Raw genomic sequence first — 21,457 nt, forward strand, 5'->3', positions numbered from 1 at the left:
CGGTGTTCCTGTCGCCGCCGTGCTGCCGGGAGCAGCAGCGTGCCGCCACCGGCAGAACGACCGCCACGTGGGGGTCCTATGCGCCGGCCAACGTCGGCGGGATGTTGTGGTTCAGCCGCAGCAGGTTCGCCGGATCGTACGCGAGCTTGACGTCCCGCAACCTGGCCAGCTGCGCCTCACCGTAGACCGACGGCTGGTTCGCCGGGGCGCCGGGGACCAGCGGGTTGTCGGCTTCGGCCCCCATGAAGTTCAGGTACTGCGCCCCGCTGGAAAAGGGGCGCATCGCCGTGTCCAGGGACCTGATGAAATCGACGTGGTGCGCATCGTCGGCGGCTTCGTTCCAGAAACCGTAGATGTTGATCCAGTAGCGGGCGTTCCGCGACGGGAACGACGACGAGTGTTCGTCGACGCGCCCGAATGCCCCACCCATGTGGTGGATGTCGAAGGCCGTGCCCAGCCAGGTCTGTTGGGAGGCGAAACGGGTGATGACGTCGACGGCGTCCCCATCCAGCCGGTTGAGGCCGGTGTTCCTCCAGTAGGCCCGGACTCCCCGGGGGAAGAACGCGTCCAGGGACGACTGCCACTGCGGCCACGGCAGGCGGGCGACGTCCGGGACGTCCGGCGGGGCGGCGGCAAGGAGGCGGTCCAGGCAGTCCTGGCCGGCCTGGTGTTCGCTGCCCGCCCACGCGAAACCGACAACGACGACCGGTTCGGCGCCCAGCTCCCAGTCCGGCGGCGGCGTCAGCGACGTGACGATGGAGGTCATCTCATCGGGCACGTCCTCCGTCCAGCGGGCGTAGGCCCGCAGGGCCCGCGTCCAGTTCGCCGCGGAGTACACGAGGTTCCCGCACAACACGGAGGTGGGCAACGGGTGGGCACTGAACGAAAAGGATGTCACGACGCCGAAATTCCCGCCGCCGCCCTTCAGCGCCCACAAGAGGTCGGGGTTCTCCGTGGCGCTGGCCCTGACGGTGCGGCCGTCAACGGTGACGACCTCGGCGGCCACGAGGTTGTCGGCCGTCAGCCCATGCGCGCGGGTCAGCCACCCGAAGCCGCCGCCGAGTGCCAGCCCGGCGATTCCGGTGGCGGAGATGACGCCGACGGGGACCGCCAGTCCGTGCGGTGCGGTGGCGGCGTCGAGATCGGCCAGGGTGGCACCGGGACCGGCGGTCACGATCCGGGTGTCGGGGTCAACGTGCACGTCGTTGCAGGCGGCGAGGTCCAGCACCAGGCCGCCGTCCACCGTGCCGTGGCCGGCGACGTTGTGCCCGCCGCCGCGGATGGCGATCAGCAGGTCGTGATCGCGCGCGAAGGCCAGCGCCGGGGCGACATCGGCCACGGATCCGGCGCGGACGATCACCGCCGGCCGCTTGTCGATCATGGCGTTCCAGACCGCGCGCGCGTCGTCGTAGTCGGCATCATCGGGCAGGACAATGCCGCCGCCGATCGTTTCCCCCAGCTGCCGGTAGTCGGACACGTCAATCGCGTGCTGCGCCATGGCTCCACCTCAGGCAGTGGCCGGGACCCTTCGCCCGGTCCTGTGTCGCATTTTCCGCCGTGGCGGGCCGCCGGTCAATGGCGGGAAGGCTACTTTCTGAGGTCAGCGAAGAAGCCGGTCAGCAGGGCCGCGCACTCGGCCTCGCGGACGCGGGGGAAGACCTCGACCCAGTGGTTCAGGCGCGGCTCGCGCAGCACGTCGAACACCGACCCGGAGGCGCCGGCCTTCTCATCCCAGGCACCGAAGACGACGCGCGGGATGCGGGAGAGCACGATCGCCCCGGCGCACATCGCACACGGTTCCAGGGTCACCACCAGGGTGCACTCGGAGAGCCGCCAGCCGTCGTCGTGCCCGGAATCCCGGAGGGCCCTGGCGGCGGAGCGGATCGCGACGACCTCCGCGTGGGCGGTGGGGTCCCCGGTCGCCTCGCGTTCGTTGCGGCCGGTGGCGACGACCGTTCCGTCGGGGCCGATGACGACCGCGCCGATGGGCACGTCGCCGGTTGCCAGCGCCGCGCGGGCCTCCTCGAGGGCCAGCCCCATCCACCGCGCGTGGTGCGCATCATCTCGGATCACGCTCCCACAGTAGCCGAGCGCCCGGGGCGGGCTGGTAGTTTTAGGGCATGCGCGTACAGGTAGTCGACCACCCGCTGGTGGCCCACAAGGTCTCGGTTCTCCGCGACAAGAACACCCCGTCCCCGGTCTTCCGGCAGCTCACCGACGAACTGGTGACCCTGCTGGCCTACGAGGCCACGCGCGAGGTGCGCACCGTCCAGGTGGAGGTCGACACCCCGGTCGCCACCACCACCGGCACGGCCTTCGCCAAGCCCACCCCGTTGGTCGTGCCGATCCTGCGCGCCGGCCTGGGGATGCTCGAGGGCATGACGCGTCTGGTGCCCACCGCCGAGGTCGGGTTCCTGGGCATGGCCCGCAACGAGAAGACCCTGGACATCGTCACCTACGCCGAGCGCCTGCCCGAGGACCTCACCGGCCGCCAGGTGTTCGTGCTGGACCCGATGCTCGCCACCGGCGGCACGCTGATCGAGTCCATCAAGTTCCTCTTCGACCGCGGCGCCTCCGACGTCACCTGCATCTGCCTCATCGCCGCGCCCGAGGGCCTGGACCGGCTCGAGGAGTCCTACGGCGACGACTCCCGCGTTCACCTGGTGCTCGCCGCCCTCGACGAGAAGCTCGACGAGAACGCCTACATCGTCCCGGGCCTCGGCGACGCCGGCGACCGGCTCTACGGGCTGGCCCACTAGAAAACCGCGCCCACTAGAAAACACTGTACGACGGCGGTGCCTCCTAGCGTCCCAGAGCGCGTTTCTGCTTCATGGCGCCGAGCTGGTTGTCGAAGGGAACTCCCGGCGTCGAGGCTGGACGAGATTCTTGATTCCGTTGTCGCCGACCATGCGGAACTCCTGCGCCGCCTGGAAGATGCGTGACGCGGGATCTGAGTCTCGACGACGCCCTGCATGTGGTCAACCGATTCGGTTTCCACGTGCGCGACGCCGGAATGCTCTCTTCGGCTTTGGCCCGGCCTGCGACGCGGATCATCGGGGAAGAGACTTCCCCGTTCTTGGGGATGAAGGCCGCCGTTCTCCTCGAGTCCGTCCTCAGAAGCCAGCCGCTGCTGGACGGCAACAAGCGGACAGGCCTGACCGTGATGATCATGTTCCTCCGGATGAACGAACACGTTGAGAGGGCTTCTGAGGCGGCGCTTTTCGATTTGGCGGTAGGAGTAGCTGCCGGCGAGATCGGCTCCGAGGAGTCCGCTGCGATCATCAAGCCCCGCCCGGGAACTCGGACAGGGCATCGGCCTGTGAGCGGTCCGGCTCAGCCCCCGAGCCCTTGAAGCCGCCGACCGGCATGACCGGATCCTGCGTGGACAGCTAGACGGCGGACTGGGGCGGCTGGTCCGGGCGCGGGGGCAGGTCGAAGGCGAGCGGCAGCCGGACTTCGAACTCGGTGTGCCCGGGACGGCTCGAGACGTTGATTGTGCCGCCGTGGGATTCGACGATCCCGCGCACGATCGGCAAGCCCAGCCCCACGGTCCCCTCGGCACCGGAGCGCGCGTCGTCGGCGCGGGTGAAGCGTCCGAAGACCTGCGGGAGGAACTCGGCATCGATGCCCTGGCCGTCGTCGGCCACCGTGAGGATGGCGTACCGGTCGTCCGCGGACCGGGCGACGCGGGTCTCGACGGTGGTCCCCTCGGCCGTGTGCTTGCGGGCATTGGAGAGCAGGTTGTTCAGCACCCGCGTCAACTGGGCGGTGTCACCGCGGACGACGACGGGTTCGTCGGGGAGGACGAGACGCCACCGGTGGGCGGGGGCCGCGACCCGGAAGTCCCGTGAGGTCTCCATGGCCAGCTGGCTCAGGTCGACATCGACGGCGGTCGACTGCTGCCCCTCGTCGAGCCGGGCCAGCAGGAGCAGGTCCTCCACCAGCGATCCCATCCGGTGGCTCTGCTCCACCACGCGGCCCAACGAGGTACGGCCATCCGCGCTGAGTTGCTCGGTGGCCGCGACCAGTTCCGAATAGCCGCGCACTGCGGCCAGGGGAGTGCGCAGCTCGTGGGAGGCGTCGGCCACGAAGCGCCGCATCCGTTCCTCCGAGCGTTGGCGCACTTCCAGCGCCGACTCCACGTTGTCCAGCAGGGCGTTCAACGCGTGGCCCATGTTCCCGGCCTCGGTGCCGGGCTCGGCATCGGAGGGCATGACGCGCTGGGCCAGCCGGACCTCGCCGGCGTCCAGGGGCAGTTCGGCGACCGATCCGGCAACAGCCGAGACGCGTTCAAGCTGGACCAGCGACCTGCGCACGATCACCGAGCCGATGAGGCCGGTGGCAACCAGCCCCGAGGACGCGACCAGCAACATGGTGATGTCCAGCGAGACCAGGGTGCGATGGGTGTTTTCCACCGGCAGGCCGGTGATGAGGATGGCGCCGCCGTGTTCCGTCGAGGGGCCGGAGGGTGCGGTCACGGCCATGAGGCGGTACCGGCCGACGGAGAGGTCCTTGCTCACCGGGGCTTCGTCGGGGACGACAGTGGATAGCTGCTGGGCATCCTTCTCGTTGAGCTGTTGGCGCACTCCGGTTTCCCGGTCCAGGACCCCGCCGATGAGGATGGTGTTGCCCACGATGCGGGCGTTCAGCGTCCCCGAGCCCTGCCCGGGGGCGTTCAGGGGATCGGGGACGTCGTTGCCCTGGCCATCCGATTTGCCGTCGAAACTGGCGGCGCGGTTGGACGCCTGCTGGAGCTGTTCGTCCAGCTGCCCGTAGAGGCTGTTGCGCATCACGGTGTGCGTGAAGATGCCGATCACCATGCAGATCAGGGCCAGCAGCGCGATGAGCGCGGCCAGCATGCGCGCACGCAGCGACCAGCGCTGGCCCGGTTGCCCGCCGGGACGGTGGTCGGGCCGGGTCGGCGGGTTCGTGGGCTTGGGTGGGACCGTCCAGGTCACGGCGCGGGCTTCAGGACATACCCCGCGCCGCGGACCGTGTGGATCATGGGCTCGCGCCCGGCGTCGATTTTCTTGCGCAGGTAGGAGATGTACAGCTCGACGATGTTGGCCTGGCCGCCGAAATCGTATTGCCACACGCTGTCCAGGATCTGGTTCTTGGACATCACGCGCCGGGCGTTCTCCATCAGGTAGTGCAGCAGGTCGAACTCGGTGGCGGTGAGGTTCACGACGTCCCCGCCGCGGCTGACCTCGCGCATGTCCAGGTTCATGACCAGGTCCCCGACCACGAGTTCGGCCGCGTCGGCCTTGCCTGCTCCGGAGCGTTCGACGAGCCGATGCAGCCGCAGCAGGACCTCTTCGAGGCTGAACGGCTTGGTGACATAGTCGTCGCCACCGAGCGAGAGGCCCTCGATTCGGTTCTCCACCGCATCCTTGGCGGTCAGGAACAGGGCCGGGACCTCGGGTTGGAAGGCACGGATCTTGCGCAGCACCTCGGGCCCGTCGAAGCCGGGGAGCATCCAGTCCAGCACGAGGATGTCGGGACTGAAGGAACGGGCCTCCTGGACGGCGGAGGGGCCGTCGCCGGCAACCTTGACCTGCCACCCGAGCATCCGCGCCCCCATGCTGACCAGTTCGGCCAGCGAGGGCTCGTCGTCGACCACGAGCGCACGGATGGGGGTGCCATCGGGATGTTCCAGGCGCGGGAGCTGGTTCGGGGAGAACTGCGAGTTGGTCATGATTCGATACTCCTCTGCACCTATAGGGCCGGGCTGGGATGAAGCTGTGACCGGGCTGTGAGCCCCGTGCCTCCTACAGTACCGGCGCATCCCCGCAGCACGACGCCCGAATCGCCCACCGCGGCCCCCGGATAGTCAAGCTCATGACCCCCGAAAGCCGGTGTCACGCATAACTATGCATACTTCGTTTTAGGGTTCTCATTCGTGTCTTCGGGTGGTCAGATCGAACACCCAAAGCGCCCTTCGTTGCCCACCTCGTCGCATCCAAAAGGTTCACTTCAGAAATGTGCACAATGTGAATCAACTCACAAAGAAGCGTTTTCGTCTCAGTATGTGGACAGATGCGATGAATATTACTTGCGGGTTCGTTTTATTACGGCAAGACTGGTCCCGTGAACATCGATCCAGCAGCACTCGCGGCCACCGGCCCCCGTTGGGGCCATGGAGTCGGACGTGCGCGCAGCTGTTGTCGAATGTCGGCCTAGCTTCTTCCCACCAGCAGAAGATCCGAAGCACGGCTGATCCGGATGTCGCCACCTCCACGACGCCCCGGACAGCTCCCCAAAGACAGTTCACCGACTTTTCGCACAGTTAGAGGTTCCACCATGTCCGTCACGTCCGGATACGTCCACATCTCCATCCGCAACGCGCAGAACCGCGCAGCGGCAGCCCAGCGCCAAGGCGTCCACGGCGAGTACGGCGCCCCGCAGGGGTACCGCCAGCTCCATGCTGTCCCGTCGCCGCAGGAGCGCCACCCGCTCACCGCCCCCACCCCCGTCGTCGCGGGCAACGGCACGCCCGGTCCGCAGGCCGTCGAACGCGACACCGAGGCCCGCGGTTTCGTGCTCTACGTCGGCCTGGACGAGGCCACTGCCCAGGACCAGGGGACGTCGCTGGGCAAGCTGGCCACGCAGGTGCGCTCGTACCTGCAGAGCCTGTCACCGGACGCCCAGACCCACGCCGCCGTCGCGCTGGCCCCGGCCAACGCCCCGGGGGAGAGCATCGACGTCGTGCGCCAGGCGCTGGGGGACCCGACAGTGGCCCGCCGCCCGCGCACCGAAACGGCCCGCCAGCAGCCGGCCGCCACCCGCCCCTCCGGCGTGCTGATCGACCTCTCACGCCGCGAGGTCCACCTGGACGGGCAGACGCTGAACCTCACGTTCAAGGAGTTCGAGCTGCTGAACTACCTGGTGGAGAACGGCGCCCGCACCGTTGGCCGCGACGAGTTGCTGACCAACCTGTGGCGCAACGCCGAAGAGGTCCCGAACGAGCGCACCATCGACGTGCACATCCGCCGCCTGCGCTCCAAGCTCGGCCGCCTGGCCAACACCGTGCGCACCGTGCGCGGGCAGGGCTACCGCTTCTACGAGCACCCCGAGGTCATCGTCTGGGCCGCCCCGGAGTACAGCATCTGATCCAGCAGGAACCACTACGACGGCGGTGCCCCCTTCGGCGGGGCACCGCCGTCGTGCTCTCTGCGGGGTGTGCCGGCACCTAAGCTGGATCCATGAGCCAGCACCACCTGAAGCGCCTGATGCTCCTGCGCCATGCCAAGGCCGAGTTCCCCTTCGGGGTCGCGGACCACGACCGGCCGCTGGCCACCCGCGGCACACGGGAGGCCCCGTCCGCAGGCGCCTGGATGATGGCGAACGGGTGGATTCCTGACTACATCCTGTGTTCGGACGCGCTGCGCGCCCGCTCCACGTGCGCGTGGGTGTCCAGCGAGCTAGGGGAGAAGGGCCCGACGCCGTACCAGGACTCCCGCGTGTACGGTGCGTCGGCGACGCAGCTGGTCTCCCTCATCAACGAAACCCCCGAGACCGTGTCCACGCTGCTGGTGCTCGGACACCTGCCCACCGTCCAGGAGGTGGCCATGGCGCTGGCCTCGGTGGAGTCGGAGGAGGAACCGGTGATGGAGCTGGCCACGCGCTATCCGACGTTGGGGCTGACCCTGCTGGAAACCCAGAAGCCCTGGGCCGAGCTCGACGGCCGCGACGCCCGTGTCACCGGGTTCGTCGTCCCGCGCCCGTAGCGCGGGATCAGCCGACGGCGGCGAACGCCATCACGGCGTCCACGCACTGCCCGATGCCGCGCTCCGGGTGGAAGACCTGGCGGTCCCGTCCCATGATCAGCACGGCGCCGAAAATGGCCGTGGCCAGTGCCGCGGGGTCGGCCCGTTCCACGGCCGGGTGGCCGCCGGCGGTGCGCAGGCGGTCCAAGGCGGTGCGGATGACCGCGATGATCTCCTCGCGCAGCTCCTCCAACGTGTCGGCCCACTCGCTGCGGGACTGCCATTGCTCGCTGACCCACAGCTGCGCAAAGGAGGGGTAGGCCTCCATGAATTCGAGCGAGGCCGTGACCATGTCGCGGAACCCGGCGACCGGATCGGGATTCGCCACGCCCGCCTCCAGCCGCTCGAAGAGCACATCGGCCCCGAAGCGGATCAGCTGCCCGATCAGCTGGGCCTTGGACCCGAAGTTGTAGTACACGGTCCCCTTCGACACACCCGCCGCTGCGGCGATCTCGTCGACCGTCACGCTGTGGTGGCCGCGCTCGCCGATCAGCGACATGGAGGCCGCGAAGAGACGGTGCTTGGAGTCGGTGGCGCGGACGCGCTGGCGCCCGGTCATGCCGCCAGCTCCGGGTGCAGCGTCTTCAGGGTCCAGGTCTTGCCGCGGTGCACCGCCAGCACGCTCATCAACAGGCCGACGGCCGCGTAGCCCAGCAGCGCCAGGACCAGCGGGAGCAGGCCATCGAGCGATGCGCCGTACATCAGGTGCCGCAGGCCGGTGATCACGTGCCCCATGGGCAGCAGCTTGTGCGCCACATGCAGGGGGTCGGGGGTGGTTTCCCAGGGGAAGGTGCCGCCGGCCGACACGAGCTGGAGCACCAGCAGGACCAGGACCACGAGCTTGCCCGGTGTGCCGAGCAGGGCGCAGATGCCCTGGACCAGGGCGGTGAACGCGATGCTGGCGACCAGGAACAGACCCCAGGTCAGCCAGGGGTGCGCGGTCTGCAGGCCGAGGCCGAAGAGCACCACCCCGTAGAGGACCGTGGCCTGGACCATCGACAGGAACAGGAAGGGCAGCCATCCGCCGATGGCGATCTTCCAGCTGGCCGCATTCGAGGCCAGCGCCCGGTGCGTCACCGGCCGCATGATCTGCACCAGGATGAAGGCGCCGATCCACACCGCCAGGGTCATGAAGAAGGGTGCCAGTCCTTCCCCGTAGGTCGCGGCACTGGCCTGGTCGGTGTTCGCGACCGAGACGGGGTCCCCGATGACGTTCGAGACCTGCGTCTTCTGCCGGTCCGAGGGGTTCGGGACCTGGTCCGTGCCGTCGGAGAGCTTGTCGGCCAGCGTCCCCGAGCCGTCGACCAGCTGGTCGGCCCCGGAGGAGAGCTCGTCGATGCCGCCGCGCAGGTCCGTGGTGCCCTGCTGGAGCGATCCGATTCCGTCCACAAGCGATGCGGCTCCGGTGTCGAGCTGTTTCGCCCCGGAGAGGGCATCTTGTTGGCCGGCGAGCAGGGTGTTGGCTCCTCCGGCTAGTTTCCCGGCCCCGGAGGAGAGCTGTCCGGCCCCATCGGCCGCGTCGGAGATGCCGCCGACGAGGGCGGGCGTGGAATCGGCAAGCGTGTCGGCGCCGTTGGCCAGGGTGCCAAGCCCCCCGCTGAGCTGGGAGGCTCCGGTGGCGACCTGGCGGGAACCGGCGGCGAGCTGGTCGATCTGCGACTGCGCGGTGAGCAGTTCCTTCTTCGTCTGCTCGGCCCGGGCGGTGACCCCGGAATCGGCGGCGAGCTTCTTGACGGAGGCGCGGGCGGCTTCGGCGTCTTCGGCCGTGATCACGCCGTCGTCGATCAGCTGTTGGACCGTGTCGTCCAGGCGTTGGTCGGCATCGGACTGCAGTGCCTTGATGGTGTCGACGGCCCCGCCGACCTTGGCGCTGAGTTCCTCGTTGCCGTCGGCCACCTGGTCGGCACCAGTGGCCAGCTCCTTGCCCGCGGCGTTGGCCGAGGCCGCCCCGTCGGCGAGTTGGCGCGTCTTCTGGGGCAGCGTCGCGGTCTTCGATTCTAGGGTTCCCAGCCCGCTGGAGAGGCGGTCGGCGCCGTCGTGCAGGTCCCCGGCGCCGGAGGCCAGTGCGCCGGTGCCGGTCACCAGCTTCTGCTCGCCGGCCACCAGCGAGGAGGTGCCGTCCTGGAGCTTCCGTGCCCCAGCGTCCAGCTTCCCGGCCCCGGCATCAAGTTCCTTCGCCCCCTCCGCGAGGGTGCCGATGCCGTCGTCGAGCTTGACGGTGCCGTCGTGCAGGTCCCCGGCGCCGTCGGCTGCCTTCGCCATCTGGGAGTGAATGCGCCCGTAGCCGGTCAGCAGGGTATCGGCCGTCTCGGTGCCCACCTCCTTGGCTACGGTGTTGTGGACCTCGCCGGCGAGCTTGTCGGCGAAGGTGCCGACCATGTAGTTGTTCGCGTCGTTGGTGGTGACCTGGAGGATGGCCTGGCGTGCTGCGTCGAAGTCCTCGGGGGAGGCCAGGTTGCTCGAGAAATCTGCGGGAATGGTCATCGCGAAGGCGTATTCCCCGGTCCGCACGCCCTCTTCCGCCTCGGACTCGGATTCCACCACGTGCCATCCGAACGTTGCGTCCTCGAGCAGGGAATCGACGACCTCGTCCCCGACGTGCAGCTCCTTGCCGTCCTGCTGCGCCCCCTGGTCCTCGTTGACGAGCGCCACCTTGACGTTGTCCAGATGTGAGTAGGGGTCCCAGTTCGCATACAGGTAGAGCGCGCCGTAGAGCAGTGGCACCAGCGTCATGGCGATGATCGCCATCCACGGCAGGACGCCGCTGGTCATGCGCTTGAGTTCGGACAGGGCCAGGCGAAGTGTGGTCACGCGGGGATCTCCGTGGGGTCGGGAAGGTTGTCGCGGCCGGCCTTGGCGACGCGGCCGGACCAGCCTTCGGGGATGGTGCCCACGACGGCGATGAGTGCCGGGTGCCGCCGCCCCGCGGCCGTCTGGGCCAGGTGGTCGACCCAGTCGGCGTCGGGGATGCCGTGGCGGTCGGGGGTGTCGCACACCAGAAGGCCGGTCTGGTGTTCCTCGAGGGCCAGATGGGTGAGGATACGCAGGCGGTCCAGGGGGTCGATGGCGTCGAGGTACTCCCCGGCCAGTTCGGTGAAGCGGTGCCGTTCGAGCCATGCGTCGATGCTGCTGCGGCGCCAGAAGGGCCCGGGGTGCAGTGCCAGGTCCTCGGCGACCAGGTCCCTGACTTTCACGTGCGATTCGGGCTCGTTGATCTCCGGGGAGTCCACGATCATGCTGATGCGGCGGACGCCCGCCAGGGATGCGTCACCCTCCCACGCCACCACGCCGGAATCGGGCCGCATGCGGGCGCTGAGCCCCAGGGACAGGGCGGTGCGGGTGGCTTGGGGTTCGGCGTGGACGAGGAGCAGTTCGCCGGGCGCGGCCGTCAGGCTGGTGGGTTCGACGAGCGGCGCGTGGCGACCGGCGATGGAGAGTCCGTCTGCAATGAGCATGCTTCCAGCTTAAATCAAACTGACCGGTCAGTTCAATTAGTGGACGTGTGGTTTCCGTCGCGTGCCGCCGCGGAAGGGTCGCTGGTCGGCGCGGCGACGCTCGATCGGCGCAATGCCGGACGTCGAGGCAATCCAGGCGCCTGCTTCCGGAAGGGGGCGGGGTCGAACTCGGCGACCTGTTTCTGCTGCAGTCCCGGGGCCGGGGACGGGCCCCGGGGCGTGCCCTGCCGTGCTGGATGGGTGCGGGTGGCCGAAAGGCCGGGATCCACCGAGAGGGGGTGGTTCGGGGAATGCTGGCCAAGCAATGGGTCGGGGTGCGGATTCCGGCAGTGCCTGCCTGCTGAAACTACAGTGCGTGCTTGATGGAGGCGTCGCCGCGACAAGCCCCGGAACGGCCAAAGGCCCCGCCGAAGCGGGGCCTTTCTGTTGGTGCGCCCAAAGGGATTCGAACCCCTGACCTTCTGTTCCGTAGACAGACGCTCTATCCAGCTGAGCTATGGGCGCTCGGTCCGCGACCACGTCGTTGACCTCGAATAACTATACAGACACCGGGGCGCGACGCAAAATCGGACCAGGTGAACGTGCTGCACCGCACAGTCGTGACTCATTCGAATAGACCGGTCTATGTGACCTTCGTCACATAGTGAAGAAGATGAACCCCGGGATTCCGGGGAAATGCGCTGCTCCACCCGGGCGGTGGGGCTGTGCCGCTGTAGCACTGCTGCCCGGTCCGCGTGGTCGAGCCATAGCATCGATAAGACCAGCAACAGCCCAATGGAGGGAATGGACATGAGCGAGCGCTCCGATCAGACGGTCCTCGACGCGGAGCGTCAGACGGCACCGACGACCCACGCAAAGCTACTCGCATGGGTTGCCGACATCGTGGAGCTCACGCAGCCGGACCAAGTCCACTGGGTCGACGGCAGCCAGGAGGAGGTCGACGGCCTCACCGGCGAGCTGGTCGACGCCGGGACCCTCGTCCGACTCGACGAGGCGAAGTTCCCGAATTCCTTTGCCGCCTTCTCCGATCCGAAGGACGTGGCCCGGGTCGAGGAGCGGACCTTCATCTGCTCGACCGAAAAGCGGGACGCCGGGTTCACCAACAACTGGATGGACCCGAAGGAGATGACCCCGATCCTGCAGAACCTCTTCAAGGGGTCCATGCGTGGGCGCACCATGTACGTCATTCCGTTTGTCATGGGACCCCTGGACGCGGAGAAGCCGCAATTCGGCGTCGAGGTCACCGACTCCGCCTACGTGGTCGCTTCCATGCGCATCATGGCACGCATCGGCGACGACGTGCTGCGCAAGATGGAGGCCACCGAGGCGTTCTTCGTTCCGGCAGTGCACTCGGTGGGTGCCCCGCTGGAGCCGGGCCAGGCCGACGTGCCATGGCCGTGCAACGAGGAGAAGTGGATCGTGCACTTCCCCGAGGACCGCTCCATCTGGTCCTACGGATCCGGCTACGGCGGCAACGCGCTGCTGGGCAAGAAGTGCTTCGCCCTGCGCATCGCCTCCGTCATGGCACGCGACGAGGGCTGGCTGGCCGAGCACATGCTGATCCTCAAGCTCACCAGCCCCCAGGGCAAGAGCTACAACGTCGCCGCCGCGTTCCCGTCGGCCTGCGGCAAGACCAACCTGGCCCTGCTGGACCCGACGGTCGAGGGGTGGAAGGCCGAGACCCTAGGCGATGACATCAACTGGATGCGCATCGGCAAGGAGGGCGAACTGCGCGGGGTCAACCCGGAGTACGGCCTGTTCGGCGTCGCCCCCGGCACCGGCTGGGCGACCAACCCCAACGCCATGCGCGCCATCACCAAGGGCAACTCGATCTTCACCAACGTCGCCCTCACCGATGACGGCGGCGTCTGGTGGGAGGGCATGACCGACGAGGTCCCCGCCCATCTGACCGACTGGCTCGGCAACGACTGGACGCCGGAGTCCGGCACCCCCGCGGCCCACCCGAACTCGCGCTTCTGCACGCCGATCAACCAGATCGACATGCTCGCCGAGGAGTTCTACAACCCGGACGGCGTCGAGATCCACGCGATCCTCTTCGGCGGCCGCCGCAAGACCACGATCCCGCTGGTGACCGAGGCCCGTTCGTGGACCAACGGCATCTTCATGGGCTCCACGCTCTCCTCGGAGACGACCGCCGCCGCCGCCGGTGCCGTCGGACGGGTCCGCCGCGACCCGATGGCGATGCTGCCCTTTATCGGCTACGACGCCGGGGACTACCTCAACCACTGGGACTCCATCGAGGCCAAGGCCAACCCGGAGCGCCTGCCGCGCATCTTCCTGGTCAACTGGTTCCGCCGCACGCCCGAGGGCGGCTTCGCCTGGCCCGGGTTCGGCGACAACTCACGCGTGCTGAAGTGGATCATCGAGCGCATCGAGGGGACCGCCGACGCCCGCGAAACCCCGATCGGCTACGTGCCGACCGGCGAATCCATGGACCTGTCCGGCCTGGACGACTTCACGGCCGCGGACGTCGAGGTCGCCGTCGCCGTCGACCCCGAGGAGTGGAAGCAGGAACTGGCCGGCATCGAGGAGTGGTACGCGAACTTCGGGGAATCGCTGCCGCGCTCGCTGCAGGACGAACTGGCGGGACTGAAGCAGCGACTGGCCTAGCAGGACGCCCACCCCGACGGCGGGGAGCCTACCCGGCACCCGGGTAGGCTCCCCGCCGTCGTGCGTGGTCCGGAACCGGGCGGTGATCCACACGCCGAGGGCATGGGCGACTTTTCACCTAGCAGACTGGCATGATGGAGGCATGATCCTCGCACGCTTGATCCTCGGGCTGCTTAGCCTCTCGCCGATGACCGGTTACGACCTGAAGAAGCACTTCGACTCGAGCATCAACCACTTCTGGAATGCCGACAAGGCCCAGATCTACCGCACGTTGTCCCAGTTGGTCACCAGCGGATTGGCGACCGTGCGGACCGTTCCGCAGGAGAACTACCCGGCACGGCAGGAACACCACATCACCGCGGCCGGCCGCACCGCCCTGCAGGACTGGCTCACCGGCGGGCTCGACCGCCAACCCGCCCGCGAACCGTTCCTGGGCCGCATCTTCTTCGCCGGTGGACTCGAGCGCGACGAGATCGTGGCCCTGCTCGCCGCCCGCCGCGCCGAAGCCGAGGAACTCCACGCGTCCTACCGGACATTGCGTGCCGAACTCGACGACGCGGCCCTGGCCGAGCGCCGCGGCTACCTGATGGCCGCCACGCTGGACCACGGCATCGTGCACGTGGAGTCCGAATTGTCCTGGCTGGACCGCGTCGAAGGGAACCTGCCATGAGCGAGCGCCCCACCACCCCGCAGGCAGCCGGCGGCAACGACGCCGTCGACCGGCTCGATCCTGCCGGCTATCCGGAAATCCACCGCCCGCTGCGGGCGCGCGCCGATGGCAAGCCGGCCCAGACGCTGGTGTTCCTGCACGGGGGAAACGTCGCGAACTGGATGTGGGACCCGCAGGTGAAGGCGTTCCCGGCGTACCAGGTCTTCACCCCGCACCTGCCCGGTTTCGGGGCACGGGCCGAGGAGGACTGGCGCGGGCTCGACAGCGCCGCAGACGATGTCGCCGCCTTTGTCGCCGAGGAAGTCGAGGACGGACGTGTCCACCTGGTGGGGCTTTCGCTCGGAGGGATGATTGGGCTGCGGGCCATCGCCCGGCATCCGGAGCTGTTTGCCAGCGCCCTGTTCTCCGGCGCCTCCACCCGGCCGCTGGGGGCCGGCGCCCGGATGTCGGCGGCGGCCCAGCTGCGCTTCGGCGACGCCGAATGGTTCTGGAAGGTCCAGGCCGGGGCGTACGGCATCCCCGGCAACGCCCGCAGGATCTATTCCGACCATGGGCTGACGCTGCGCCCGGAGAACATGAAGGCCATGTTGGACGAGGTCGCCGCTGGCGGGCTGCCGGAGGGGCTGGGGGATTACGCGGAACGCCTGCTGATGGTTGCCGGCTCGCGGGAGCCGTCCGTGGTGCGCAAGGGGTTCGCCGATGTGGCCGCCGTGCGTCCGGATACCGTCTTCCGCCTGGCCCCGGGCATGCACCACCAGTGGAGCATCGAGGACCCGCTGTTCTTCAACGCCATGGTGCGCGCCTGGATCGAGCGCGGCGAGATCCACCCGCGGCTGGAACCGGTCCCCGGGCTCCCAGCGGGGAACTGATCGGTGCGGGCACGAAAAGTCGGGCCCGCACAGGTGCCGCGACCCGAGGCCCGAATCACCCTGCGGGCGGAGCGGAACGGAACGGAGCGGAACGGCCCGCGACCTGGCCAAAACCAGATCACGGGCCGCCCATGGTGCGGAGTTCCCCCGGTGCCGCGCCTCCCCAGTGCGCCCCGCCGTCGTCCTCCGCAGTCTGTGGGGTCAGGCAGCCAGCCAGAGATCGGGACCGAAGACCTCGTAGTGGATGTTGGTCGCCGGGATGCCCGCGGCAATCGCCTGGCTGCGCACGGCCCGCATGAACGGCAGCGGCCCGCACAGGTACATGCGCGCGTCGGCGGGCAGCTCGACGCCGGTGAGGTCCATGAAGCCCTCGGCGGCGGCGGTGTCCTCCGACTTGGTGCTCACGTCCTCGAGCCAGAGCTTCAGCTCGGCGTTGGGCAGCTGGTCCACCGCGGAGCGCATCTGCTCCTTTAGGGCCCAGTTGTCCTCGCGCTGCTCGGCGTGGAGCACCAGGACCTGGCGCTCGGACTCGAGCTCGGCCAGGGACTGCAGGGCCGAGGCGCTGGGGGTGCAGCCGATTCCGGCGGTGGCGATGATGATCGGGCCGCCTTCCATGTCCAGGGTGATGTCGCCATAGGGGTTTGACAGCTCGACGATGTCCCCGACCTCCAGGGTGGCGTGCATGAACGGGGAGACCTCGCCTCCGGTGTCGAGCTTGGTGGTCAGCACGCGCTCGGTGGTGGAGGAGACGGCGTCCGAGAGCGAGTACTGGCGGACCTGGCGCAGCCCGTCGGCCAAGGGCAGGCGGATGCTCACGAACTGGCCCGGCTTGGCGACGGTGACGGCGGTGTCGTCGACCGGGGCGAAGCGGAAGGTGACGCAGTCGGTGCCCACGGACTCGCGGCTGGTCAACCGCCACGGGGCGTAGATGCGGTCGTTGGCCTGCTCCGCGTAGAGGCCCTTCTCGATCTTCACCAGCGCATCGGCCATCAGCCAGTACACCTCGCTCCAGGCGGCGACGACCTCGTCGGTGGCTGCCTCGCCCAGGTCCTCGGCGATCGCGGCGAAGAGGTGCTCGAAGACGATCTGGTACTGCTCCGGCTGGATGCCCAGCGACGTGTGCTTGTGGGCGATGCGCGAGAGCACCGATTCGGGAAGCGACTCGGGGTGCTGGACCAGGTGGGTGGCGAAGGCGGCGATGCTGCCGGCGAGGGCCTTCTGCTGGGCCCCGTTCTGCTGGTTCGCCCGGCTGAACAACCCGTCGAGCAGTTCCGGCCGGGCGGCGAACATGCCCGCGTAGAACTTCTTGGTGATCTCGCCGATCCGCTCGCCGATGACGGGCAGGGTGGCTTCGATGACGGGGCGGGATGTTTCTGAGAGCATCGGATCTCCTGGAGTCGATTACTTGCCCCTGATCGGCAAGTATTATGCTTTAGTTCTACACGGCGTAGAACTCGGGTGCAAATCGCTACGGGATCCGCGGCAGCGGCAGCCGGGCCAGAGTCGGGGACGCGGCGAGTTCGCGGATGGTGGTGGCGTCCAGTTCGCCGTAGAACGCCTCGCGGGCCCGGCCGAAGGCGGTGCGCAGCCGGCAACCGGCGATCAGCGGGCAGCTGGTTCCGTCCTCCCGGGTGCAGTCGACGACGTCGGGTTGCTCGTCCAGGGAGCGCAGGATCGACCCGGGCCGCGCATCCAGGCCGGCGGTGCTGATGCGCACGCCGCCGGTGCGGCCGCGCTGGACGTCGACATGGCCCAGCTGCCCCAACCGCAGCACCGCCTTGCTGACCTGGTTGTAGGGGATGCCGATGGCCGCGGCGATGTCCCGGCTGGTCAGCTGCTGCTCCGGGCGGGCGGCCAGGAGCATGAGAATCCGCAGGCAGACATCCGGGAAGGCGTTGATCCTCATCGCCGCAGGGCAGGCATCAGGCCCAGATCTGCAGTTCGCCCGGCTCGGGTGCGGGGTCCTCGAACGTCCAGTCCCCGCCCTCCGCGGCCGGCGGGGTGTAGGGCTGCACGACGGCGACGGCACCGCCGAGGCTGTGTTCGGCCAGGACGTGGACGGCGTCCCGGTCCTCTTGCATCAAGGTGACGTCGGAGACCAGGGCGACGGCGGTGAACTGTTCGCGCTGGCCGGCCAGCAGGGTCACGAGGTCCTCCATCATCGCCTCGGCGTCGATGTCCGCCTCCGGGTCCTCCTCGTTTTCGGGCGGCTGGACGGCCAGCAGGCGCAGCTCGCCGTCCTCTTCGGCGTCGGGCTCGAGGCCGATCGCGAAGGGCAGGAAGACGCCCTGGGTCTCGAGCTGTTCACGGGCCACGCCCAAGGCGGTGCCGAGGACCTTGTTCAGGTCCTGGTGGGCTGCGTCGCCGAGTTCGGCCAGCCGGTTCTCCGGGGGGTTCTCGCTCATGCTTGGCTCCTGACGGTGGTGAGGACGGCGTCTCGGACGCGTTCCATGGTCTGGGTGTCGACCGCTTCCCCGTTGTAGCGCAGGAAGGGTTCGGTGTTGGACGGACGCAGGTTGAACCAGAAGGATCCGTCCGTCGCGCTCACCGTGGTCCCATCCAGCGTACCGACCACGGTGTCCTGCGTCGAAAACTCCTGCAGCACCCTAGCGACGGCGCCGTCCTTGTCGGCGACCTCGGAATTGATCTCTCCGGAGGAGAAGTACGGTTCGTACTCCGCGGCGAGTTCACCCAGGGGCAGGTCCTGGGAGCCGAGGGCGGCCAGCACGTGCATGGCCGCGAGCATGCCGGTGTCGGCGTTGAAGAAGTCGCGGAAGTAGTAGTGGGCGCTGTGCTCCCCGCCGAAGACCGCGCCCTCGGCTGCCATGACGGCCTTGATGAAGGAGTGGCCCACGCGCGTGACCACCGGGCGGCCGCCGTCGTGCTCCACCAGTTCCGGGACGGCACGGGAGGTGATCAGGTTGTGGATGATGACCGGGGTGTCCTCGCCGGCGGCCCGGGCGCGCGCGATCTCACGGCGGGCCACCAGGGCGGTGATGGCCGAGGGGGAGACCGGGGCGCCCGCCTGGTCGATGACGAAGCAGCGGTCGGCATCACCGTCGAAGGCCAGGCCGATGTCGGCCCCGTGCTCGACGACGGCGGCCTGCAGGTCCTTCAGGTTCGCCGGCTCCAACGGGTTGGCCGGGTGGTTGGGGAAGGTGCCGTCCAGGTCGAAGTACAGCGGCACGATGTCCAGCGGCAGCCCCGGCAGCAGGGTGTCGCCCAGGACCGCCGGGGTGGTCATGCCCGCCATGCCGTTGGCCGCGTCGACGACGACCTTCAGCGGCCGGATGCCGGACAGGTCCACCAGCGAGCGCAGGTAGGCGGCGTAGTCGGCCAGCACGTCGAGCGTGTCGATGGCGCCCTCGGGAGCGTCGCCGGAGACCGGCAGGCCCTCGACGAGGTAGGTCTGGGCCAGGTCGCGGATCTCGTACAGTCCGGTGTCCGAGGAGACCGGGACGGCGCCGGCCTTGGCCATCTTCATGCCGTTGTACTGGGCGGGGTTGTGGCTGGCGGTGAATACGACGCCGGCGGCGCCGAAATTGCCGCAGGCGAAGTAGAGCTCGTCGGTGGAGATCAGCCCGAGGAGCGAGACGTCGGCTCCGCGGTAGGAGGCGCCGCGCGCGAACGCCGCGGAGAAGGCAGGGGAGGAGGGGCGCATGTCCCCGCCGACCAGGACGCGCTTCCCGGCCAGGCCCAACACGTCCACGAAAGCCGCGCCGACCGCCTCGACGGCCTCCTCGGTGATGGTTTCGCCGACGATGCCGCGCACGTCATAGGCCTTAAAGGACTGGGAGAGATCAATCGCGTCGTTCACGCGTTCGAGCATAGCCGGTAGTCCCTTGCGTACGCGATGAATCCACAGGGGGCCGGGCGCCGGTGTCCACCCGTGGGTGGGCGCTGGAATACTGGGGGCATGGTTGAAACGCGGAACAGGCAATTGCACGACGACGCCACCGAGGTGCTGCGCCGGCTCGTCGGGCGCCCGGACGCACAGTTCCACGAGGGGCAGTTCGAGGCGATCGAGGCGCTGGTCGACGGCGGACGCCGGGCCCTGGTGGTCCAGCGCACCGGCTGGGGAAAGTCGGCCGTCTACTTCGTGGCGTCCCTGCTGCTGCGGGCCCGTGGTGCCGGACCGACGCTGATCGTCTCCCCGTTGCTGGCGCTGATGCGCGACCAGGTCGCCGCCGCGGCACGGGCCGGGGTGCGTGCCGAGGCCATCAACTCGGCCAACGCCGTGCAGTGGCGGGAGATCACCGCCAAGCTCGACGCCGACAAGGTGGACGTGCTGCTGGTCTCGCCGGAACGGCTGAACAACCCGGCTTTCCGCGAGCAGCAGCTGCCGGACCTGGTGGCCCGCATGGGTCTGCTGGTCATCGACGAGGCGCACTGCATTTCCGACTGGGGCCACGACTTCCGGCCCGACTACCGCCGCATCCGGGACCTGATCGGCGCGCTGCCGGGCAACGTCCCGGTGCTGGCCACCACGGCCACGGCGAACGAACGGGTCGTGCATGACGTGCAGGAACAACTGGCCGTCGGCGGCGGGGAGGTCTTCACCCTGCGCGGCGCCCTGGCGCGCAAGTCGCTGCGGCTGGGCGTGCTGCGCCTGCCCAGCCCGCGCCTGCAGCTGGCCTGGCTGCTGACCCACCTGGACGAGTTGCCCGGCAGCGGCATCATCTACACGTTGACCGTCTCGGCTGCCGAGGACATCTCCCGGCTGCTGCGCGAGGCCGGGCACGATGTGCGCTCCTATACCGGGCGCACGGATCCGGAGGAACGGGCGGCCTCCGAGCAGGCGCTGAAGGACAACCAGGTCAAGGCGCTCATCGCCACCAGCGCCCTGGGCATGGGCTTCGACAAGCCAGACCTCGGGTTCGTCGTCCACGTTGGGGCGCCCAGCTCGCCGGTGGCCTATTACCAGCAGGTTGGCCGTGCCGGCCGCGGCACCGACAACGCCGACGTGCTGCTGCTGCCCGGGCCGGAGGACCGCGAGATCTGGCGGTACTTCGCCACCTCCTCGATGCCGGACGAGGAACGGGCCCGTGCGGTCCTGTCCGAACTCGAGGCTGCCGGTGGCGCCGTATCCGTCCCGGCGCTCGAGGCCCGGGTGAACCTGCGCCGCTCCCCGTTGGAGCTGCTGCTCAAGGTCCTGGCAGTCGACGGCGCCGTCGAACGCGTCGGCGGCGGCTGGGTGCGCACCCGCGAACCCTGGGCCTACGACGCCGAACGCTATGCCCGGGTGGCCGCTGCCCGGGTGGACGAGCAGAATTCGATGCTCGACTACGAAACCACCGCCGGATGCCGCATGGAGTTCCTCTCGCGGGAGCTTGACGACCCGGCCGCCGCGCCCTGCGGGCGCTGCGACAACTGCGCCGGCCCCTGGTACAGCGACGCCATCGGCGACCAGGCCCGAGACCGGTCCCAGGCGGCACTGGGCCGGGTCGGGGTGCAGCTCGAGCCGCGCGCCATGTGGCCCGGCGGCATGGACCGGCTCGGCGTCCCGCTCAAGGGCAAGATCAAACCGGCGGACCAGGCGCGTCCGGGCCGGGCCCTGGCCCGGCTGACCGACCTGGGCTGGGGAGCCCGCCTGCGGACCCTGCTGGCGGCCTCGGCCGAACAGGTCGTCGACGCGCTCATCGAGGACGCGATGCTGCGCGCCTGCGTGCAGGTGCTGTCGGAATGGGACTGGGCCGAGCGGCCCGCGGCAGTGGTCGGCATGCCCTCGCGCACCCGGCCCCAGCTGGTCGGGTCGTTTGCCGCCGGTATCGCCCGGATCGGCCAGCTGCCCTACCTGGGGACCCTTGACTACCCCCATGGCGGACCGCGCGGGGGATCGGGCGGCAACAGTGCGTTCCGCCTCGCCGCCGTCTGGGACCAGCTCGCCGTCGGCCCCGATCTGGCGGCGCAATTGGCGGCCCTGCAGGGGCCGGTCCTGCTGGTCGACGACTATGTGGACAGCCGGTGGACCATGACCGAGGCCACCCGGGTACTGCACGACGCCGGGGCCAACGCGGTCCTGCCCTTCGTCCTGGCCGTTTCCGGCTGACGGGGCCGGCCCACGCC

At 69.2% G+C, this 21,457-nt stretch carries 19 protein-coding genes and 1 tRNA gene; 8 read left to right on the forward strand and 12 right to left on the reverse strand.

The genetic code is table 11. The features are described 5' to 3' along the window. Nucleotides 1-76 precede the first annotated feature (76 nt). Together AB8M85_RS16165 and AB8M85_RS16170 are read right to left on the reverse strand one after the other, a co-directional pair. Nucleotides 77-1,498 carry an FAD-binding oxidoreductase gene (locus AB8M85_RS16165; RefSeq protein ID WP_372699867.1) on the reverse strand — a complete coding sequence of 474 codons (1,422 nt, stop codon included), beginning with the start codon at nucleotides 1,496-1,498 and terminating at the stop codon, nucleotides 77-79. An 89-nt stretch (nucleotides 1,499-1,587) separates the two neighbouring features. Then, nucleotides 1,588-2,040, reverse strand: coding sequence for a nucleoside deaminase (locus AB8M85_RS16170; RefSeq protein WP_372699920.1), 453 nt, complete (start codon nucleotides 2,038-2,040; stop codon nucleotides 1,588-1,590). Between the two features lie 80 nt (nucleotides 2,041-2,120). Between AB8M85_RS16170 and upp the strand changes: the two genes are divergently transcribed. Both upp and AB8M85_RS16180 read left to right on the forward strand, forming a co-directional pair. Continuing rightward, entirely contained in the window at nucleotides 2,121-2,759 is a 639-nt protein-coding gene (upp, locus tag AB8M85_RS16175) for a uracil phosphoribosyltransferase (protein ID WP_372699868.1), read from the forward strand. A gap of 179 nt (nucleotides 2,760-2,938) precedes the next feature. Next, entirely contained in the window at nucleotides 2,939-3,352 is a 414-nt protein-coding gene (locus AB8M85_RS16180) for a type II toxin-antitoxin system death-on-curing family toxin (RefSeq protein WP_372699869.1), read from the forward strand. A gap of 37 nt (nucleotides 3,353-3,389) precedes the next feature. Here AB8M85_RS16180 and AB8M85_RS16185 read toward each other — a convergent pair whose 3' ends face one another. Together AB8M85_RS16185 and AB8M85_RS16190 are read right to left on the reverse strand one after the other, a co-directional pair. Next, nucleotides 3,390-4,958 carry a sensor histidine kinase gene (locus AB8M85_RS16185; protein ID WP_372699870.1) on the reverse strand — a complete coding sequence of 523 codons (1,569 nt, stop codon included), beginning with the start codon at nucleotides 4,956-4,958 and terminating at the stop codon, nucleotides 3,390-3,392. Beyond that, nucleotides 4,955-5,695 carry a response regulator transcription factor gene (locus AB8M85_RS16190; RefSeq protein WP_372699871.1) on the reverse strand — a complete coding sequence of 247 codons (741 nt, stop codon included), beginning with the start codon at nucleotides 5,693-5,695 and terminating at the stop codon, nucleotides 4,955-4,957. Before AB8M85_RS16190 ends, AB8M85_RS16185 begins: the two co-directional genes overlap by 4 nt. Before the next feature lie 605 nt (nucleotides 5,696-6,300). Between AB8M85_RS16190 and AB8M85_RS16195 the strand changes: the two genes are divergently transcribed. Next, nucleotides 6,301-7,110 (forward strand): winged helix-turn-helix domain-containing protein, encoded by an 810-nt coding sequence (locus AB8M85_RS16195; protein WP_372699872.1) that lies wholly within the window; start codon nucleotides 6,301-6,303, stop codon nucleotides 7,108-7,110. 92 nt (nucleotides 7,111-7,202) lie between these two features. Then, nucleotides 7,203-7,727 (forward strand): histidine phosphatase family protein, encoded by a 525-nt coding sequence (locus AB8M85_RS16200; RefSeq protein ID WP_372699873.1) that lies wholly within the window; start codon nucleotides 7,203-7,205, stop codon nucleotides 7,725-7,727. A 7-nt stretch (nucleotides 7,728-7,734) separates the two neighbouring features. Here AB8M85_RS16200 and AB8M85_RS16205 read toward each other — a convergent pair whose 3' ends face one another. From AB8M85_RS16205 to AB8M85_RS16220, 4 genes are all read right to left on the reverse strand, one after another. Continuing rightward, complete coding sequence (locus tag AB8M85_RS16205) at nucleotides 7,735-8,325, reverse strand: TetR/AcrR family transcriptional regulator (RefSeq protein WP_372699874.1); 591 nt, start codon at nucleotides 8,323-8,325, stop codon at nucleotides 7,735-7,737. Then, the gene (locus AB8M85_RS16210; protein WP_372699875.1) at nucleotides 8,322-10,577 is read right to left on the reverse strand and encodes a YhgE/Pip family protein; all 2,256 of its coding nucleotides are present in this window, start codon (nucleotides 10,575-10,577) and stop codon (nucleotides 8,322-8,324) included. The genes AB8M85_RS16205 and AB8M85_RS16210 overlap by 4 nt, the downstream gene beginning before the upstream one ends. Then, nucleotides 10,574-11,221, reverse strand: coding sequence for an ABC transporter ATP-binding protein (locus AB8M85_RS16215; RefSeq protein WP_372699876.1), 648 nt, complete (start codon nucleotides 11,219-11,221; stop codon nucleotides 10,574-10,576). Before AB8M85_RS16215 ends, AB8M85_RS16210 begins: the two co-directional genes overlap by 4 nt. Before the next feature lie 427 nt (nucleotides 11,222-11,648). Beyond that, nucleotides 11,649-11,725: transfer RNA gene (locus AB8M85_RS16220), tRNA-Arg, on the reverse strand. Between the two features lie 285 nt (nucleotides 11,726-12,010). Here AB8M85_RS16220 and AB8M85_RS16225 point away from each other — a divergent pair. The 3 genes from AB8M85_RS16225 to AB8M85_RS16235 all read left to right on the forward strand — a co-directional run bounded on the left by AB8M85_RS16225 (nucleotide 12,011) and on the right by AB8M85_RS16235 (nucleotide 15,391). Then, complete coding sequence (locus AB8M85_RS16225; RefSeq protein ID WP_372699877.1) at nucleotides 12,011-13,852, forward strand: phosphoenolpyruvate carboxykinase (GTP); 1,842 nt, start codon at nucleotides 12,011-12,013, stop codon at nucleotides 13,850-13,852. Nucleotides 13,853-13,994: 142 nt separating this feature from the next. Further along, nucleotides 13,995-14,522: a PadR family transcriptional regulator gene (locus AB8M85_RS16230; RefSeq protein ID WP_372699878.1), complete on the forward strand. Its 528-nt coding sequence runs from the start codon at nucleotides 13,995-13,997 to the stop codon at nucleotides 14,520-14,522. After that, nucleotides 14,519-15,391 (forward strand): alpha/beta fold hydrolase, encoded by an 873-nt coding sequence (locus tag AB8M85_RS16235; protein WP_372699879.1) that lies wholly within the window; start codon nucleotides 14,519-14,521, stop codon nucleotides 15,389-15,391. The genes AB8M85_RS16230 and AB8M85_RS16235 overlap by 4 nt, the downstream gene beginning before the upstream one ends. Nucleotides 15,392-15,592: 201 nt before the next feature. Here the strand turns inward: AB8M85_RS16235 and AB8M85_RS16240 are convergent, their stop codons facing one another. The 4 genes from AB8M85_RS16240 to AB8M85_RS16255 all read right to left on the reverse strand — a co-directional run bounded on the left by AB8M85_RS16240 (nucleotide 15,593) and on the right by AB8M85_RS16255 (nucleotide 19,208). Then, nucleotides 15,593-16,774, reverse strand: a complete 1,182-nt coding sequence (locus tag AB8M85_RS16240) for a globin domain-containing protein (protein ID WP_372699880.1) — start codon at nucleotides 16,772-16,774, stop codon at nucleotides 15,593-15,595. 85 nt (nucleotides 16,775-16,859) lie between these two features. Then, on the reverse strand, nucleotides 16,860-17,297 hold the full coding sequence (locus tag AB8M85_RS16245; protein ID WP_372699881.1) for an Rrf2 family transcriptional regulator: 438 nt from the start codon (nucleotides 17,295-17,297) through the stop codon (nucleotides 16,860-16,862). A gap of 16 nt (nucleotides 17,298-17,313) precedes the next feature. Continuing rightward, a complete protein-coding gene (locus AB8M85_RS16250) occupies nucleotides 17,314-17,796 on the reverse strand; it encodes a hypothetical protein (protein ID WP_372699882.1) in 483 nt (160 codons plus the stop codon). Continuing rightward, nucleotides 17,793-19,208: a phosphomannomutase/phosphoglucomutase gene (locus tag AB8M85_RS16255; protein ID WP_372699883.1), complete on the reverse strand. Its 1,416-nt coding sequence runs from the start codon at nucleotides 19,206-19,208 to the stop codon at nucleotides 17,793-17,795. The genes AB8M85_RS16250 and AB8M85_RS16255 overlap by 4 nt, the downstream gene beginning before the upstream one ends. A gap of 99 nt (nucleotides 19,209-19,307) precedes the next feature. On the opposite strand from AB8M85_RS16255, the gene AB8M85_RS16260 reads away from it, so the two are divergent. Next, nucleotides 19,308-21,440 carry an ATP-dependent DNA helicase RecQ gene (locus AB8M85_RS16260; RefSeq protein WP_372699884.1) on the forward strand — a complete coding sequence of 711 codons (2,133 nt, stop codon included), beginning with the start codon at nucleotides 19,308-19,310 and terminating at the stop codon, nucleotides 21,438-21,440. The last annotated feature ends 17 nt before the right edge of the window (nucleotides 21,441-21,457 follow it).

The organism is Arthrobacter sp. JSM 101049 (assembly GCF_041679245.1).
Classification (GTDB): Bacteria; Actinomycetota; Actinomycetes; order Actinomycetales; family Micrococcaceae; genus Arthrobacter_H.